Origin of the sequence: Halopseudomonas sp., from assembly GCF_041579695.1 — a bacterium.
Lineage (GTDB): Bacteria > Pseudomonadota > Gammaproteobacteria > Pseudomonadales > Pseudomonadaceae > Halopseudomonas.
On sequence record NZ_JBFGFI010000039.1, the window covers coordinates 1 to 15,672 of the forward strand.

The 15,672-nt window shown below is 58.6% G+C and carries 9 protein-coding genes and 3 pseudogenes; 6 read left to right on the forward strand and 6 right to left on the reverse strand.

Translation table 11 applies throughout. The features are described 5' to 3' along the window. The 3 genes and pseudogenes from ABYA88_RS09445 to ABYA88_RS09455 form a co-directional block, all read right to left on the reverse strand. On the reverse strand, positions 1-255 hold a 255-nt coding region (locus tag ABYA88_RS09445), incomplete at its 3' end, for a hypothetical protein (protein WP_373186885.1). A 163-nt stretch (positions 256-418) separates the two neighbouring features. Next, positions 419-1,162 carry an alpha/beta hydrolase family protein gene (locus ABYA88_RS09450; RefSeq protein ID WP_373186887.1) on the reverse strand — a complete coding sequence of 248 codons (744 nt, stop codon included), beginning with the start codon at positions 1,160-1,162 and terminating at the stop codon, positions 419-421. Continuing rightward, positions 1,146-2,284: pseudogene (locus ABYA88_RS09455) on the reverse strand (DUF3182 family protein). The gene ABYA88_RS09450 and the pseudogene ABYA88_RS09455 overlap by 17 nt, the downstream one beginning before the upstream one ends. Positions 2,285-2,487: 203 nt before the next feature. On the opposite strand from ABYA88_RS09455, the pseudogene ABYA88_RS09460 reads away from it, so the two are divergent. Both ABYA88_RS09460 and ligD read left to right on the forward strand, forming a co-directional pair. Then, a pseudogene (locus tag ABYA88_RS09460) lies at positions 2,488-2,961 on the forward strand (Ku protein); the annotation flags it as partial. Positions 2,962-3,066: 105 nt separating this feature from the next. Next, positions 3,067-5,685, forward strand: coding sequence for a DNA ligase D (gene ligD, locus ABYA88_RS09465; RefSeq protein WP_373186888.1), 2,619 nt, complete (start codon positions 3,067-3,069; stop codon positions 5,683-5,685). 25 nt (positions 5,686-5,710) lie between these two features. On the opposite strand, the gene ABYA88_RS09470 is transcribed toward ligD, so the two are convergent. Together ABYA88_RS09470 and ABYA88_RS09475 are read right to left on the reverse strand one after the other, a co-directional pair. Next, complete coding sequence (locus ABYA88_RS09470; protein WP_373186889.1) at positions 5,711-6,772, reverse strand: mechanosensitive ion channel family protein; 1,062 nt, start codon at positions 6,770-6,772, stop codon at positions 5,711-5,713. 42 nt (positions 6,773-6,814) lie between these two features. After that, positions 6,815-7,198, reverse strand: coding sequence for a hypothetical protein (locus ABYA88_RS09475; RefSeq protein WP_373186891.1), 384 nt, complete (start codon positions 7,196-7,198; stop codon positions 6,815-6,817). Between the two features lie 343 nt (positions 7,199-7,541). On the opposite strand from ABYA88_RS09475, the pseudogene ABYA88_RS09480 reads away from it, so the two are divergent. Further along, positions 7,542-7,640, forward strand: a pseudogene (locus ABYA88_RS09480) (NAD(P)-dependent oxidoreductase); the annotation flags it as partial. Between the two features lie 10 nt (positions 7,641-7,650). Here the strand turns inward: ABYA88_RS09480 and ABYA88_RS09485 are convergent. Further along, on the reverse strand, positions 7,651-7,878 hold the full coding sequence (locus ABYA88_RS09485; protein ID WP_373186892.1) for a hypothetical protein: 228 nt from the start codon (positions 7,876-7,878) through the stop codon (positions 7,651-7,653). 233 nt (positions 7,879-8,111) lie between these two features. Here ABYA88_RS09485 and ABYA88_RS09490 point away from each other — a divergent pair, with 233 nt between their 5' ends. From ABYA88_RS09490 to glgB, 3 genes are read left to right on the forward strand one after another with little or no spacing between them, the layout of a single operon-like run. Then, positions 8,112-10,121: an alpha-1,4-glucan--maltose-1-phosphate maltosyltransferase gene (locus ABYA88_RS09490; protein WP_373186894.1), complete on the forward strand. Its 2,010-nt coding sequence runs from the start codon at positions 8,112-8,114 to the stop codon at positions 10,119-10,121. A gap of 12 nt (positions 10,122-10,133) precedes the next feature. Next, on the forward strand, positions 10,134-13,463 hold the full coding sequence (gene treS, locus ABYA88_RS09495; RefSeq protein WP_373186896.1) for a maltose alpha-D-glucosyltransferase: 3,330 nt from the start codon (positions 10,134-10,136) through the stop codon (positions 13,461-13,463). Continuing rightward, a complete protein-coding gene (gene glgB, locus ABYA88_RS09500) occupies positions 13,453-15,648 on the forward strand; it encodes a 1,4-alpha-glucan branching protein GlgB (RefSeq protein ID WP_373186897.1) in 2,196 nt (731 codons plus the stop codon). Before treS ends, glgB begins: the two co-directional genes overlap by 11 nt. Positions 15,649-15,672: the final 24 nt, after the last annotated feature.

The window sequence follows — 15,672 nt, forward strand, 5'->3', positions numbered from 1 at the left end:
ATTGTTGGTGTTGAGCTCTGCGTCGTTACCTGTGTCGTCCTTCATTTTGGCATCACCGTCATGCTTGTCAGCCATGGCAGGCGCGGCCTTGGCTTCAGCCTCCTGATTCTCGGCTTCGGTTATTTCGACCTCAAGCCCGCCATGGCGATCAACAGGATCTAGTGATTCTTCATTGCTCTGGGCAAATGCCGCGTAGGACCCAGCAGCGACAGCGATGGAGAGCGCAGTGGTGCAGAAGATGTGTTTAAGTTTCATTCGGTTCACCTCGTTATGTCGGCTGTTCTCGGCATTCCGCTGCTCTTTACGGCAGTGCCGATAACCTGGGTATATCAACTCTGATATTTCATCAGGCGCAACGTGATGGAACCAAGATAATGTGTTTAGTTCCAATCATGCGATGGGGTGTGCGAAGCCGCCGTTATAAACTCGTACGCGACCCAATGACCATTTCGCTGACCCAGCTGTTTAGTATTGAGTCGTAGGCGACCAGATGTTCTTCGCGGGACAAGGCATGATCAGCACCATCGATCAGGCGATGAGTCATGGATCGAGCGAGCGCAAAAGCATTGCGATAGTTCATGATGGTGGTATGTGGCACGAAGCGGTCATGCTCCGATTCCACTAGGAGAACATCTCCATCGAACTGCTCGCAGGCGGTGAGTGCTTGGTTCTCGTCGGGCTTGCAGACGCGATGGCGCAAACGCATCAGCGCTTCGCGATCAAGCAACTGTTTCGGGGTGTTCCAGTTTCCGTCGGGGTAGATTGCCGGAACCCGCAGAGCCAGCCAGCGCACGGGGCGTAAAGCCGACAGAAGCGTGGCGAGATAACCGCCGTAGCTGGTTCCGATTACTGCGATATTACTGCGATCCAGCGCGGGGTGGGCGGCCAGCCGGTCGTAGGCAGCGACCACATCAGCCAGATTCTGTTCGCGACTGACAGTTCGGCGCTGGGCGTCGGTGGCTTCGTGACCACGCAGATCGAAAGTCAGGCAAATACAGCCAAGACCTGCCAGTTTCATCGCGTGGCCCAGATCGCGCTGCTGACTACCACCCCAGCCATGCACGAACAGTATTCCCGGCAATTCGGTTTGCGGCCGCAGTATCATACCGGCGATCCGGGCATCGTCCACATCAAGATGGATGTCTTCAATGTGTGTTGTCATCGGCAAGCACCCTCACACCCTTGGTCAGATAGCCGAGTTGCGGATCCTCGCCGTGAAACAGTAGACAGGTGTCCGGCGGCAGATGTGCGCCACGGCCGTAGCGTTCGATCGAGGCCGCACGAACCCGCTGGGTCTGAGGGTTGCGAGCAAGGAGCTCCAATGCATAAATCTCGGCACTGCTGGCGCCGCCAATGCGCCATGACTGTTCGAGCACGCCCGACAACAGGCGACCGCGTCCGTCGGTGCCCTGAAGCACGTCATAATTGCGCCGCGAGGCGAGTATCTCTGGATACGCTTGTAATGCCGCATGCTCATACAGCCGGCTCTGCTTCACTGCGAGCACGGCCTGTTGTGAGAGGGGATTGCGCAGCAGGCTATCGTAGTCGCCTCACCCACGAGTAGCTCGGATCCGCCGTAGACCCATTCACCATCATTGTCACGCGTCTGGGTCTGGTTGCCGCAGTAACTGGCAATAATGCCGGCAACCCGCACCTGGCCGACGCTTAAGGTCAGCACATTTTCCAGGTCACGCTCGAGTACAACGCCCTGGGTGCCAAGCTCTGCGGCTCCCAGCTTGTGCAATGCATCATCCAGTTGCTGCGCGGTCCTGACCACAATCTGGCTGCGACCCGCTTTCGCCGTGGCCGGTTTGATACGGACCGCGCCATCGAGCAACAGCTGCGTTCCTGCATAGTGCGCGTCCTCAAAACTGAATGCGCTGAAACCAGCAAGCACGGCCTGGTCGGCAGATTCCATCATCTTCCGTGACCAGCCCTGTGGTGTTGTCGCCGATTCGCTCACCAGCGGATGGCTGATGACCTTGGTTGCGACAAACGGAAAGGGCACGCTACCGCCAAAAAAATCATCCTCAGACGCGATGCCCAGCGTGCGCTGCTGGTTGCCGACCAGAGTCGAATCCGGAATCAGGTAAAGGCGCTCGGCGGAGCGGTCCTTGTCAATCGCCACACCCTGGAAGCGGCAATCGAGCATCTCGGCGATGCGTGTACCCAGTATGGTATGGACCCTGAGCTCATGCTCCGCCGTCGCGGGATCGATGGCCACCAGTCTGACCCCCTCCTTGGTTACCCTGGCGGTTGCAATGTTGTCTTCACCCACACCCATCTCTCTGCCTCCCGCGACCTCGATGTTCCGATGGCTCGCTTTCGCCCGGTATCCTGGATATCGGCCCTGGATCACTCGAATGGTTCCCGTGTTTTACGTATGGCGGACGGCTGCCGGCCGCCTGAAACTGAAACTTTTGCGCATGGGTCAGGTCACCCTGTCATTACGCAGGAAAATGCGGAACACCAAACGGGGTAAGGGCTATGGCTCGGTCAATCTGGAAGGGCGCAATCAGTTTTGGACTGGTGCACATTCCCGTGTCACTGATATCGGCGACCTCATCGCAGCGGCTCAGTTTTGACTGGCTGGATGAGCGCACGATGAATCCGGTCGGCTACACGCGCATCAACAAGGTAACCGGCAAGGAGGTAAACAAGGAGCATATCGTCAAGGGCGTGGAGCTGGAAAAGGGGCGCTACGTGGTCCTCAGTGAGGAGGAAGTCAGGGCTGCAAATCCGGAGGCTACCCAGACGATCGATATCTTCGCATTTGTCGAGAGCAGCGAAATCCCCATGGAGAATATCCACAAACCCTGCTACCTGAGCCCGGGGCGTCGCGGCTAGAAAGTCTATGCGTTGCTGCGCGAGGCTCTGCTCGAAACCGACAAGGTAGCCCTTGCCAACGTGGTGGTGCGGACCCGGCAACGACTTGCGGTAGTCATGCCCAAGGACTCATCGCGCAGCTCGGACAAGGCTGACAAGTCCGATACAACTGAAGCCGAGGCGCAAAAGCCGGCGAAACGCTCGAGCAAGTGATCGCGATCTCATGAGGATCTTCACGCTATGGCCACAGCAGAGAGCGAATACAATCGTAAACGCGATTTCCGGAAAACTTCCGAGCCGCCGGAGCGAAAGTCCCCGAACACGCGCAGGAAGGCTGCAAATCGCGAGTTTGTCGTGCAAAAGCACGCTGCCAGCCGCCTGCACTATGATTTCAGGCTTGAGCTCGAAGGCACGCTGAAGAGCTGGGCAATACCCAAGGGACCTAGTCTGGACCCGAGCGAGAAGCGCCTGGCCGTGCATGTGGAAGACCATCCTCTTGAGTATCGCAACTTCGAGGGCAACATACCGAAAGGGCAGTATGGTGGCGGCGATGTGATCGTTTGGGATCGTGGCGTCTGGGAACCCGAAGGCGACCCGCGGGCCGGCTACGAGGCCGGCAAACTGGAATTCATCCTGCATGGCGAAAAACTCTCAGGTTCCTGGAATCTGATACGCATAAGCTCAAAGCGCAGCAGCGGCAAGGAGCAATGGCTGCTGATCAAGAGCCGGGACGAAAGCGCCACTGCCCATGACGAATACGATGTGGTCAGTGCAAGACCGGAAAGCGTGCTGAGCGGCGATCTGCTCCCTGTTGACCGGGACAAGCCCGCTACATGCAAGCGCACCGGTGCTGCCGCACCGACCACGCGCGTCGGCAAGCCGGCCAGTTCGTCAGTGCCCGCTGCGAGGAGCAAAAAGGCGGGAGCCCGGACCCGCAAAATCCCCGATCTCTTTGCGCCGCAATTGGCCACCTTGGTCAGCGAACCACCCGCCGGAGACTGGTTGTACGAGATCAAATTTGATGGCTACCGCATTCTTGCCCGGATTAAGAACGGGAAGGTGCGACTGTTCTCGCGCAACGGCAAGGACTGGACTGCCCGGCTGCCGCAGCAGGTTAAAGACATAGAGTCCCTTGGGCTGGTCGACAGTTGGCTGGATGGGGAAGTCGTGGTGTTGAACAAGGATGGGCTGCCTGATTTCCAGGACCTGCAGAACGCTTTTAATGCCGGGCGCAGCGCCCAGATCGTTTACTACCTGTTCGATGCGCCATTTCTCAATGGCAAGGATATGCGCGAAGAACCGGTCGAGGTTCGGCGCGCGGCCCTGGAGCAGGCCCTGGAGGAGGCGCCCGACGACACCTTGCGATTTTCCGCGGTATTCGATGACGACGCCAGAAGCATTCATGCCAGCGCCTGCGCCATGTCGCTGGAGGGCGTGATTGGCAAACGCAGGGGCAGTCTTTACGTCTCCCGGCGCAGCCCCGACTGGATCAAGCTCAAGTGTCGTTTACGCCAGGAGTTCGTGATTGTTGGTTATACCCCACCCAAGGGCAGCCGCAGCGGTTTCGGTGCGCTGCTGCTGGCAGTCAATACAGAGCAGGGCGCTGGCAAGCTGCGCTATGCCGGCCGTGTGGGTACGGGATTCACCAATGCAGAGCTGCGCGCACTGCACGAGAAGCTGCGCAAGCTCGAGCGCAAGACCAGGCCTCTCGCCGAAAGCCGGGGGCTGGGGGGCGCCGCTGAGGTGCATTGGGTCAAGCCGGAGCTGGTCTGCGAGGTCGAATTTGCCGAGTGGACCAAGGAAGAACTCCTTCGGCAGGGCGCGTTCATCTCTCTGCGCAGCGACAAGGCGCCAGAGGATATAGTGCGCGAACGACCGGCACCGCCGCAGGCGCTGCCCACAGGCAAGCGAGAGAAGAAACATGAAACCGGGTCTGCGCCCCGCAGCGCTGCAGGCAAAAAGAGCGAATCGGTAGCGGGAGTCAGAATCAGCAGTGGACAGCGGATCATCGATAGTCAAAGTGGCACTAGCAAGTGGGAGCTCGCGGCTTTCTACGATCGGATTGCCGACAGGATCCTCCCGCAGCTAGCCGGCAGACCGGTCTCGCTTTTGCGCGCTCCTGAAGGAATAGATGGCGACAAGTTCTTCCAGAAACATGCCCAGCATCTGGCGATACCCGATATCCGCTACCTTGACGAAGCGCTCGATCCCGGGCATCCGAGCCTGATGCAAATCGACTCGCGCAAGGCGCTGATTGGTGCGGTGCAGATGGGCTCTATCGAGTTCCATACCTGGGGCTCCAGCACTGATCGGATCGAAAGGCCTGACCGGCTGATTCTGGATATGGATCCTGATCCGCAGCTGCCCTGGCAGCGCATGATCGAGGCGACACAGCTGGTGCTTTCGCTGCTCGACGAGCTTGGCCTGGACAGCCGGATCAAGACCAGCGGCGGCAGGGGCACCCATATCATCATTCCGCTGGCGCGCTATGCCGGATGGGATGAAGTGAAAGCTTTCGCCAGAGCCATTGCCGAGCATATGGCAGCCCATCTGCCCGATCGTTTCACGGCGAAAATGGGACCTGAGAATCGCGTAGGCAAGATATTCACCGATTACCTGCGCAACCACCGTGGCGCGAGTACGGTCGCCGCCTATTCGGTGCGTGCGCGTCAGGGTTTGCCAGTCTCGGTGCCGGTCGCTCGGGACGAACTGGAACAGCTGCAAAGTGCAGCGCAATGGTCCGTCAGCAACCTGCATGAGCGTCTGGATGGATTGAAAAACGATCCCTGGGAGGGTTATTCGAACCGACAGCGCATTACCGCGCAGATGTGGGAGGCACTGAATGCGGAGAAGCCTTGAGAAGGGACCGAGTAGTCTGACCGAGTCAATCTGACCGAGTCACATCCGCTATCCTCAGGTGCGGCAGATTTCCGGGGTATTCGCGCTGCATGAAACCGACCAGATTTTCGCGCAGATAACAGCGCAGGTCCCAGGCAGAAGGCGCGTCAAAGGCGCTGGCCAGTGCACGCAATTGGATAACCTTGTCGGTGGTGTCGGTCACCTGCAAAACCTTGACGCGGCCGTCCCATAGCTCAGGCGCCTTTTCCAGCAGCCGGTCGAGCTCCGCGCGCAACGGTTCCAGGGGCATCGAATAATCAACCCAGAAATACACCGAGCCGATGATACTCGCTGTTTCGCGTGTCCAGTTCTGGAACGGCTGTTCGATAAAGTACTGCAGGGGCACGATCAGCCGGCGCTCATCCCATATGCGGATTACCACGTAGGTGCCGGTTATTTCCTCTATGCGGCCCCATTCGTTTTCAACAATAACCACATCGTCCAGCCGGATCGGCTGTGTTACGGCTATCTGCAGGCCCGCGATGATATTCCCCAGTACAGGCTTTGCCGCGAAGCCCACCGCCAGCCCGGCAACGCCAGCGGAAGCCATCAGGCCGGCGCCTATTTGTCGCACCGCTGGAAAGGTCATCAGCATGATGGAGAGCCCGAACAGCAGAACGAAGAAACTCAGCGTTCGGACCAGCAGCTGGGTCTGGGTATGGATGCGGCGCGCCCGCAGGTTGTTTCTGACATCGGTTGGGTTGTGCCGCTCTATGGCTTGCTGGAACGCCTGTACTGCACTGATACCCATCCACGTCACGACGCCAATAATCGCCAGCCCGTTGAAGTGCTGGATTCCATTGATGAACAGCGTGTCCTCCGGCGCCGCAGCCCATACGCCCTGCAGGCCGAGTAGCGGCAGGAAAAACGTGAACGGTGGACAAAGGTTGAGCACCACCTGGCTGACGAATGGCAGGCGCGACGTTATCCGGATCGCCAGTTTGCACAGGATCCTGGCAGCGACTACCAGCACAATGACGGCACAACTGGCCAGCAAGAGCACACGCAGCTCTGTCAATGCCAGCAACTGGCTCCAGTTCAATTCCATTGTTTTTCCATCAACATCCTGCCGTCTGGCCCTGAGGGTTTACTACGCGGGAGGCTTGCCCTTGTGGATCTTGCGATCCTCCCAAAGGCTCGCATAGCGGGTCTTGTGCAGCTTGCCCAGGGTGTAGGTAGGAATGCGGTCCTTGCGTGCAGCCTGCAGAATTTCAGTGCGTGGCAGTTCACCGTTCTGTATCAACAGGTCGAGCTTTACGCGGTTAACGAATTCCGCCGGATCTTTCAGATCCTTGGGTACAACTCGCTTGAATATACCGTAAAGCGTGGACTCGACGATCAGGACCAGGTCGCCGTTGGGTCTTGATTCGGTCGAGGTCTTGAAGTTTGACGTGTCGAAACAAGACGAATGATCGAAGGTCTCAACGCCTTGGGGAGTACTGCCGCGATCCAGATTGGGGTTCGGTTCGGTCATGATGCAACTCCATACGTACCATGAAGTAATTGACACTGGAGTCGAGCGGATAATTCCGGATTGCCGACGAACGGCGCAATTGCACGCGTCATGCGGTGCAATCAGCGCCGGTGGCGAACGGTTGCGGTTCAGATGGAACCTCAGGCCGGTAGCAAGGGTCCCTGATGAAACAGCCAGTTCACCAGGAGGCCTCAATATGAGTGATGATCGCGTACCTGGACGAACATGAGGATGCTCGGCTCACCTGCGAGGAGATAAAGCGGCGCGGCGGCGACGTAATCAGTCACGCCGGAGATATAGCCCCGCGGCAGGTTTGCCAGGAGTTGATCGACAAGGTGCAGCTGATGTGGCCCCGGCCTATGTGTATCTGGCAGGTACCGACTCGGCCTATGTCTGTGGCCAGGTGCTGCACGTTAACGGCGGTAAGGTAGTCAACGGCTGAGGTCTGCTTACTACCAGTTTTTCACCATGCCACGAATGTTCATTCCTGCCAGTGCCAGCTGCAGGATGATCAACGCCCAGGCGTCGGCATAAAGACCCCAGATGACCCATAGCACATTGCTGGTCAGGAAAACCCAGAAGCCTATTTCGCGTCGATGTTTCAGTCGGGAGCCGACCAGCCAGGCTGCCGCGACCGTTACTGCCATGGCGGGCCACTGCACCCAGTCCAGATACTCCATTGCATCAATCCTTACTGCTTGTGAACGCGCTTTGAAGCGCCGCCGGGATGCCCGGCAATATGCCTGGGCCCTTTTTCAGACGGGCAAGCATGACAAGAAATGCGGTGCATCGTAAGCGCAAAAGGCTTTCAGATACGGATTTTCGTTGAACTAGAGGCGCTTGTATCAGTCCTCTTTTTAGTATCGGGGCCACGCTTAACCTATCTCCATCCTGTTTTTCCAGGGAGTCATTAATGTCCTTGTCACGTTCGAATAATCACAGCGAATACCCGGCGCTCGGGCTGTCGGTGGAAGACGCGGTAACGTACCCGCGGATTGCAATAGAGTCGGTAGCGCCGGTCCTGGAAGAAGGCCGGTTTGCGGCCAAGGGGGTCGAAGGCCAGAGGACCATGGTGAGTGCAGTGGTGTTCACCGATGGCCACGACAAGCTGGCGGTGAACCTGCGCTGGCGGCGGCTGAACGACGAGACCTGGCATGCAGTACCGATGGAATTTCTCGGCAATGATCACTGGCAGGCGCCGATCCGGCCCGAGCAGCCAGGCAAGATACTCTACGCGATTGAGGCCTGGCGTGATCTGTACGCCAGCTTCTATGACGAACTCGAAAAGAAATACCGCGCGGGCGTCCCGATAACGCTGGAACTGCAGGAGGGCGAACAGCTGATACGTGACGCCGCGCAGGCAGCACAGCCCGAATACGCCGTGGTGCTGGAGCAACTGATTACGCAGATGGACGAGGCTCACGCGCTTGACCAGCGACTGGCTTTCTTCCTGGCTCCCGAGACCCTCGCCTCCATGCGCGAGGCGGGCATCCGCTCGCATCATCAAATCAGCCGGAGCTATCCGCTGGAGGTGGAGCGCCAATTGGCACAGTTCGCCAGCTGGTATGAGCTGTTCCCCCGTTCGGTGACCTCCGACTCCTCGCGTCACGGTACCTTCCGCGATGTAATGGGCAGGCTGCCGGAAATCAGCCGGATGGGTTTCGATGTACTGTACTTTCCACCGATCCATCCCATTGGCCGCACGCATCGCAAGGGACCAAACAACTCGCTGATTGCCAGCGAGAGTGATCCGGGCAGCCCCTATGCGATCGGTAGCCCTGAAGGTGGCCACGAGGCGATCCATCCAGAACTTGGCAGCCTCGATGACTTCCTTGAGCTTGTGCGTCAGTCCCGGGCGCACGGGCTGGAGATTGCGCTGGACTTCGCGATCCAGTGTTCTCCCGATCATCCCTGGATCGAGGAGCATCCCGGCTGGTTCAGCTGGCGGCCGGATGGCTCCATTCGGCATGCCGAGAACCCGCCGAAAAAGTATGAAGACATCGTCAATGTTGATTTCTACCAGAAGGATGCAGTGCCGGATCTTTGGCTGGCACTGCGCGACGTGGTACTTGGCTGGGTAGAGCGGGGCGTAACCCTGTTTCGCGTCGACAATCCGCATACCAAGCCGCTGCCATTCTGGGAGTGGTTGATCGCGGACATACGCAAGGATCATCCCGAAGTGATCTTTCTCGCCGAGGCATTCACCAAGCCCGCAATGATGGCTCGCCTGGGCAAGGTTGGCTACAGCCAGAGCTATACCTACTTCACTTGGCGCAATACCAAATACGAGCTCGAGAGCTATTTCACCGAGCTCAACCAGCCGCCCTGGCGTGATTGTTACCGGCCTAACTTTTTCGTCAACACTCCGGATATCAATCCACAATTTCTGCACCACTCAGGCCGCCCGGGTTTTCTGATTCGCGCGGCGCTGGCGACCATGGGGTCTGGCTTGTGGGGTATGTACTCAGGCTTCGAGATCTGCGAATCGGCGCCGGTGCCGGGCAAAGAAGAATACCTGGATTCGGAAAAGTACGAGATTCGCCCGCGCGACTTCAACGCCCCGGGGAATATCGTCGCCGAAATCAGCCGACTGAATCTGATCCGCCGGCAGAACCCGGGCCTGCAGACGCATCTTGGCTTCCAGGGATACACCGCCTGGAACGACAACATTCTGTACTTCGGCAAGCGCACTAAAGATCTGTCCAATTTCATATTGGTCGCGATCAGCCTCGACCCACATAACGCACAAGAGGCGCATTTCGACCTGCCGCTGTGGGAGTTCGGCCTACCCGACGATGCCCATATGCATGGTGAAGATCTGATGACGGGGCACACCTGGACCTGGTACGGAAAGACCCAATGGATGCGTATCGAGCCATGGCACATGCCATTCGGCATCTGGCGCATCCGTCCGGTAGCATGAGGGAGCAATGTAATGAACAAGAGTGAAGACGAGACGATCACCTTTCTCAACGACCCGAACTGGTACAAGGATGCGGTGATCTATCAGGTACACGTCAAATCCTTTTTCGACGCGAACAATGACGGTATCGGCGACTTTGCCGGACTTATTCAGAAGCTGGATTACATAGCCGATCTGGGCGTCAACACCATCTGGCTACTACCCTTTTATCCCTCACCGCGGCGCGATGACGGCTACGATATTGCCGCCTATCGAGGCGTACATCCCGATTACGGCACGATGAGCGACGCCCGCAAATTCATTGCCGAGGCGCATAGGCGTGGCCTGCGGGTCATTACCGAACTGGTGATTAATCACACATCGGATCAGCATCCCTGGTTCCAGAAAGCGCGGAATGCGAAAAAGGGCTCCAAGGCCAGAGATTTCTATGTTTGGTCCGACACCGATGATAAATATCAGGGTACGCGGATCATCTTCCTGGATACCGAGAAGTCCAACTGGACCTGGGATCCGGTGGCCAAGCAATACTTCTGGCACCGCTTCTACTCCCACCAGCCGGATCTGAACTTCGACAACCCCCAAGTGCTCAAGGCGGTCTTGAGCGTAATGCGTTACTGGCTCGACATGGGCGTTGACGGATTACGTCTGGACGCGATTCCGTATCTGATCGAGCGCGACGGCACCAACAACGAGAACCTGCCAGAAACCCACGTGGTGCTGAAGAAGATCCGCGCCGAGGTGGACGCGCATTATCCCGACAAGATGCTGCTGGCCGAAGCCAACCAGTGGCCGGAAGATACCCAGATGTACTTCGGTGAGGGTGACGAATGCCATATGGCATTTCACTTCCCTCTGATGCCGCGCATGTACATGGCCATCGCCCAGGAAGACCGCTTTCCGATTACTGACATCCTGCGCCAGACGCCAGACATCCCCGCGAGTTGCCAGTGGGCTATTTTTCTGCGCAACCACGACGAGCTGACTCTCGAAATGGTGACTGACCGCGAGCGCGATTATCTCTGGAACTATTATGCCGCGGACCGTCGCGCGCGCATCAATCTCGGTATCCGTCGTCGTCTCGCGCCGCTGGTGGAGCGTGATCGCAGGCGGGTTGAACTGCTCAACAGCCTGCTGCTTTCCATGCCGGGTACGCCGACGCTCTATTACGGCGACGAGATCGGCATGGGTGACAATATCTTCCTCGGCGACCGGGACGGCGTGCGTACGCCCATGCAGTGGTCCATTGACCGCAACGGTGGCTTTTCCAAGGCCGATCCTGCCAGTCTGGTGCTGCCCCCGGTGATGGACCCGCTTTATGGGTTCCAGACCATCAACGTCGAGTCCCAGTTGCGCGATACACATTCGCTGCTCAACTGGACGCGCCGGATGCTGGCGGTGCGCAAGCAGCAGAAAGCCTTTGGCCGCGGCACGCTGAAAATGCTAGCTCCAGCCAATCGTCGGATCATTGCCTATGTGCGTGAATATCAGGGCGAGGATGGTCACAAGGAAACGATCCTGTGTGTGGCCAACCTGTCGCGCTCGGCCCAGGCGGCCGAGCTGGAGCTGGCGGCATACGAAGACACTGTTCCGGTCGAGATGGTCGGAGGCACATCCTTTCCGCCCATCGGCAAGCTCAATTACCTGCTGACGCTGCCGCCCTATGGTTTTTTCTGGTTCCTGCTAGCCGAGGAAGCGCAGATGCCATCCTGGCGTTTACCGGCGCTGGAGCCCATGCCAGAACTGCGCACAGTGGTGGTCAAGCGCAATCTGGGTGAATTGATGACCGACTCCTGTCGTCATATCCTCGAGCGGGAATCCTTGCCGGATTATCTGACCCACCGTCGCTGGTTCGCGGGGCAGGCAGCAGATTCGCCCAGGGTCGAAATGCTGTATGCGATTCCATTCGGTTCCGCTGCGGAGATGACCGTACTCAGTGAGATCAAGGTTGAGCATCACGGTCACACTGACCTCTACCAGTTGCCGATGGGTTTTATCGATGAGCAGGAAGCAAGCAGCGGCACCGGCCAGGCTGCATTACTGGCCATGGCCCGCTTGCGTCGCTTCGATCGGGTTGGCCTGTTGACTGATGCGGTTGTGCTGGACCGCTTTACCCGCGGCGTGCTGGGCAAGCTGCGCAGTGGGGAGGTAATGAAGGACGATAAACAGGAAATCCAGTTCCTGCCCGCCCCGCGGCTGCAGGATGTTGAGGAAGTCCCCGGCGAGGAGATCCATCTGAGTTCGGCCGAGCAATCAAACAGCTCGCTGATCATCGGCGAGCGGATGATGCTGAAGGTGATTCGTCGGGTGATGCCGGGCATACATCCGGAAGCCGAAATGGGGGGGTATCTCACCGAGGCTGGTTTTGCCAACATCGCCCCGTTACTGGGCGAAGTCCGTCGGGTTGGCGAAGGTGGCGAGCCGCACACGCTGATGGTGTTGCAGGGTTACATGAGCAGCCAAGGCGATGCCTGGCACTGGACTCAGGATACACTGAGCCGGGCGGTACGTGACGAGCTGGCCGGTGGCCTTTCGACAATGGAAAGCCAATACACCGCGCTGGCCGAATTGGCGAACTTTGCCGCGATGCTTGGCCAGCGGCTGGGCGAGATGCACCGTATGCTTGCGATGCAGTCAGACAATCCCGACTTTAGCCATGTATCCAGCCGTCGCGAAGATACCGCTGCATGGGCCCAGAGTATCTCTGAGCAAGTACACCAGGCCATGGATGAGGCGCTCAAGCTGTGCGATCGTTTACCGGCCGCAGCTGAGCCCGACCTTGACTGGTTGATTGACCATCGCCAGGAGGTGCTTGAGCTGGTTGACCGCCTGGCGCATAAGAGTGAAGGCGGTATCCGCATCCGCGTGCATGGTGATCTGCATCTGGGCCAGGTGCTGGTGGTCAAGGGCGATGCCTTCTTCATCGACTTCGAAGGCGAGCCGGCTCGCACCCTGGCTGAGCGACGGAGCCGTCACAGCCCGATGAAAGATGTCAGCGGCATGCTGCGATCGTTTGATTATGCGGCGGCATTGGTTATTCGTGATGTGCACAGCACCGATGTCTCTGCCGAGGCAGAGAAGGCGCGACTGACCATAGCGACGGCCTACCTCAAGCAGACCCGTGCCGCATTCATGGAGGCCTACCGAATGGCCGCTGCGGATGTGCCCCATGCGTGGGTCGATCGGGACGGTGAGAATGCCGCACTGGGGTTGTTCAGTATCGAAAAGGCTGCCTACGAAATTCTTTACGAAGCTCACCATCGTCCGGACTGGCTGAATGTGCCGCTGCACGGGCTGGTGGAACTGAGCCGTGCCTACCTGGAGAATCAACCTGATGAACAGTAATGACCAACAGGCTGCGATCGAGGCACTGGAGAGAGCCGAACACGGCGATCCATTTGCCTTGCTGGGACCGCATAAAGAGGGTGGCGCAACGGTAGTCCGCACCTATCAGCCCGGTGCATTGGGTGTCGAGCTGATGGATGCCGAGAATGGCGAGTTGATTGGCGAAATGCACAGCGGTGGAGCCGCCGGGCTGTTCAGTCTTGGTCTGCCTGAACCACGCCGGTATCTGCTGCGTATCCACTGGCCGGGCGGCGTGCAGGAGACAGAGGATCCCTACGCTTTCGGTCCGCAACTGGGTGAGATGGATATCTATCTGTTCAGCGAAGGCAACCACCGCGAGCTAGGCAACGTCTTCGGTGCGCAGTTAACCGAAGTCGATGGTGTCAGTGGCGTGCGCTTCTCCGTCTGGGCGCCCAATGCCCGGCGAGTCTCGGTGGTCGGTTCGTTCAACAGCTGGGATGGCCGCAGGCATCCGATGCGTCTGCACCAGCCGGCCGGCGTCTGGGAGATATTCATTCCCAGACTGGGGCCCGGTGAGGTGTACAAATACGAGATTCTCGGACAGCACGGTCTGCTGCCGCTGCGCGCCGATCCGATTGCACTGGCCGCCCAGATGCCGCCGGAAACCGGATCGGTCGTCGCCTCGCCATTGAGATTCAAGTGGCATGACGACGACTGGATGCAGCGTCGCAATACCGCGCGCCCGCACAAGGAGCCCCTGTCGATCTATGAGCTGCACGCTGGCTCCTGGCGGCACCGCGCCGATGACGAGTCTGCGGAAGGCGTGCAGATGAACTGGCAGGAGCTGGCCGCAGAACTGATTCCCTATGTGCAGGAGCTGGGTTTCAGTCATATCGAACTACTGCCGATCATGGAACATCCCTTCGGCGGATCCTGGGGCTATCAGCCGCTTTCGCAGTTCGCACCCACCGCACGCTATGGCTCACCCCATGATTTTGCCGGTTTTGTCGATGCCTGCCACCAGGCCGGGATCGGAGTGATTCTTGACTGGGTGCCAGCGCATTTTCCCAATGACGAGCACGGACTGGCGCGCTTCGACGACACTGCTCTTTACGAGTACGAGCATCCCTTCGAGGGCTACCATCAGGACTGGAACACGTGCATCTATAACCTGGGGCGTAACGAGGTTCACGGATTCATGATTGCTTCGGCCCTGCACTGGTTCAAGACCTATCACGTAGACGGGCTCCGGGTGGATGCGGTTGCTTCGATGCTTTACCGGGATTATTCGCGCAAGGCAGGCGAGTGGATACCCAACCGGCATGGCGGACGCGAAAACCTGGAGGCGATCGACTTTCTGCGCCATCTGAATGATGTGGTTGGCAGCGATGTGCCTGGCGCCCTCATGATTGCGGAGGAATCCACGGCCTGGCCGGGGGTCAGTCGTCCGACGCGCGAAGGCGGCCTGGGTTTCGATTTCAAGTGGAACATGGGCTGGATGCACGACAGCCTCAGTTATGTCAGCCAGGATCCGATGTATCGCAGCCATCACCATCACGAACTTACCTTTGGCCTGCTCTATGCGTTCTCAGAGCATTTCATGCTGCCCATTTCCCACGACGAGGTGGTGCATGGAAAAAAATCCCTGCTCGACAAGATGCCGGGTGATCGCTGGCAGAAGTTTGCCAATCTGCGACTGTATTTCAGCTTTATGTGGAGCCATCCGGGCAAGAAGTTGCTGTTTATGGGCTGTGAGTTCGGCCAGTGGCGCGAATGGAATCACGACGCGCAGCTTGACTGGTACCTGTTGCAGTACGCAGAACACCAGGGGCTCAAGACATTGCTGCAGGATCTGAACGCAATTTACCGGCAGGAGCTCGCGCTGCATCAGCTGGACGAGAGCGAGGCCGGGTTCGAATGGTTGATCGGTGATGACTGGACCAACAGCGTGTTCGCCTGGCTACGCAAGGGCGAGGAAGAAACGCAGCCACTGCTGGTGGTGCATAATTTCACGCCGACGCCGCGCGGCAGTTATCGCGTAGGTGTGCCGGTTGCTGGTGACTGGGAGGTTCTGCTCAACAGTGACGCCGAGCGCTATCAGGGATCAGCAGCAGGGACCCACGGGCGTATCGCGGCGGAGGAGAAAGAGGCGCACGGCAAGTTGCAGTCGCTGATGCTGGACCTGCCGCCGCTGGCAACACTGATTCTCAAACCTGCAGGCTGATCTGCCATGCGCAGTAAGCGCTCA

What these genes read in the sequence shown, in the direction of transcription:
- ABYA88_RS09450 (WP_373186887.1), bottom strand. Translation starts at nt 1,162, where the DNA reads ATGACAACACACATTGAAGACATCCATCTTGATGTGGACGATGCCCGG.
- ligD (WP_373186888.1), top strand. Translation starts at nt 3,067, where the DNA reads ATGGCCACAGCAGAGAGCGAATACAATCGTAAACGCGATTTCCGGAAA.
- ABYA88_RS09470 (WP_373186889.1), bottom strand. Translation starts at nt 6,772, where the DNA reads ATGGAATTGAACTGGAGCCAGTTGCTGGCATTGACAGAGCTGCGTGTG.
- ABYA88_RS09475 (WP_373186891.1), bottom strand. Translation starts at nt 7,198, where the DNA reads ATGACCGAACCGAACCCCAATCTGGATCGCGGCAGTACTCCCCAAGGC.
- ABYA88_RS09485 (WP_373186892.1), bottom strand. Translation starts at nt 7,878, where the DNA reads ATGGAGTATCTGGACTGGGTGCAGTGGCCCGCCATGGCAGTAACGGTC.
- ABYA88_RS09490 (WP_373186894.1), top strand. Translation starts at nt 8,112, where the DNA reads ATGTCCTTGTCACGTTCGAATAATCACAGCGAATACCCGGCGCTCGGG.
- treS (WP_373186896.1), top strand. Translation starts at nt 10,134, where the DNA reads ATGAACAAGAGTGAAGACGAGACGATCACCTTTCTCAACGACCCGAAC.
- glgB (WP_373186897.1), top strand. Translation starts at nt 13,453, where the DNA reads ATGAACAGTAATGACCAACAGGCTGCGATCGAGGCACTGGAGAGAGCC.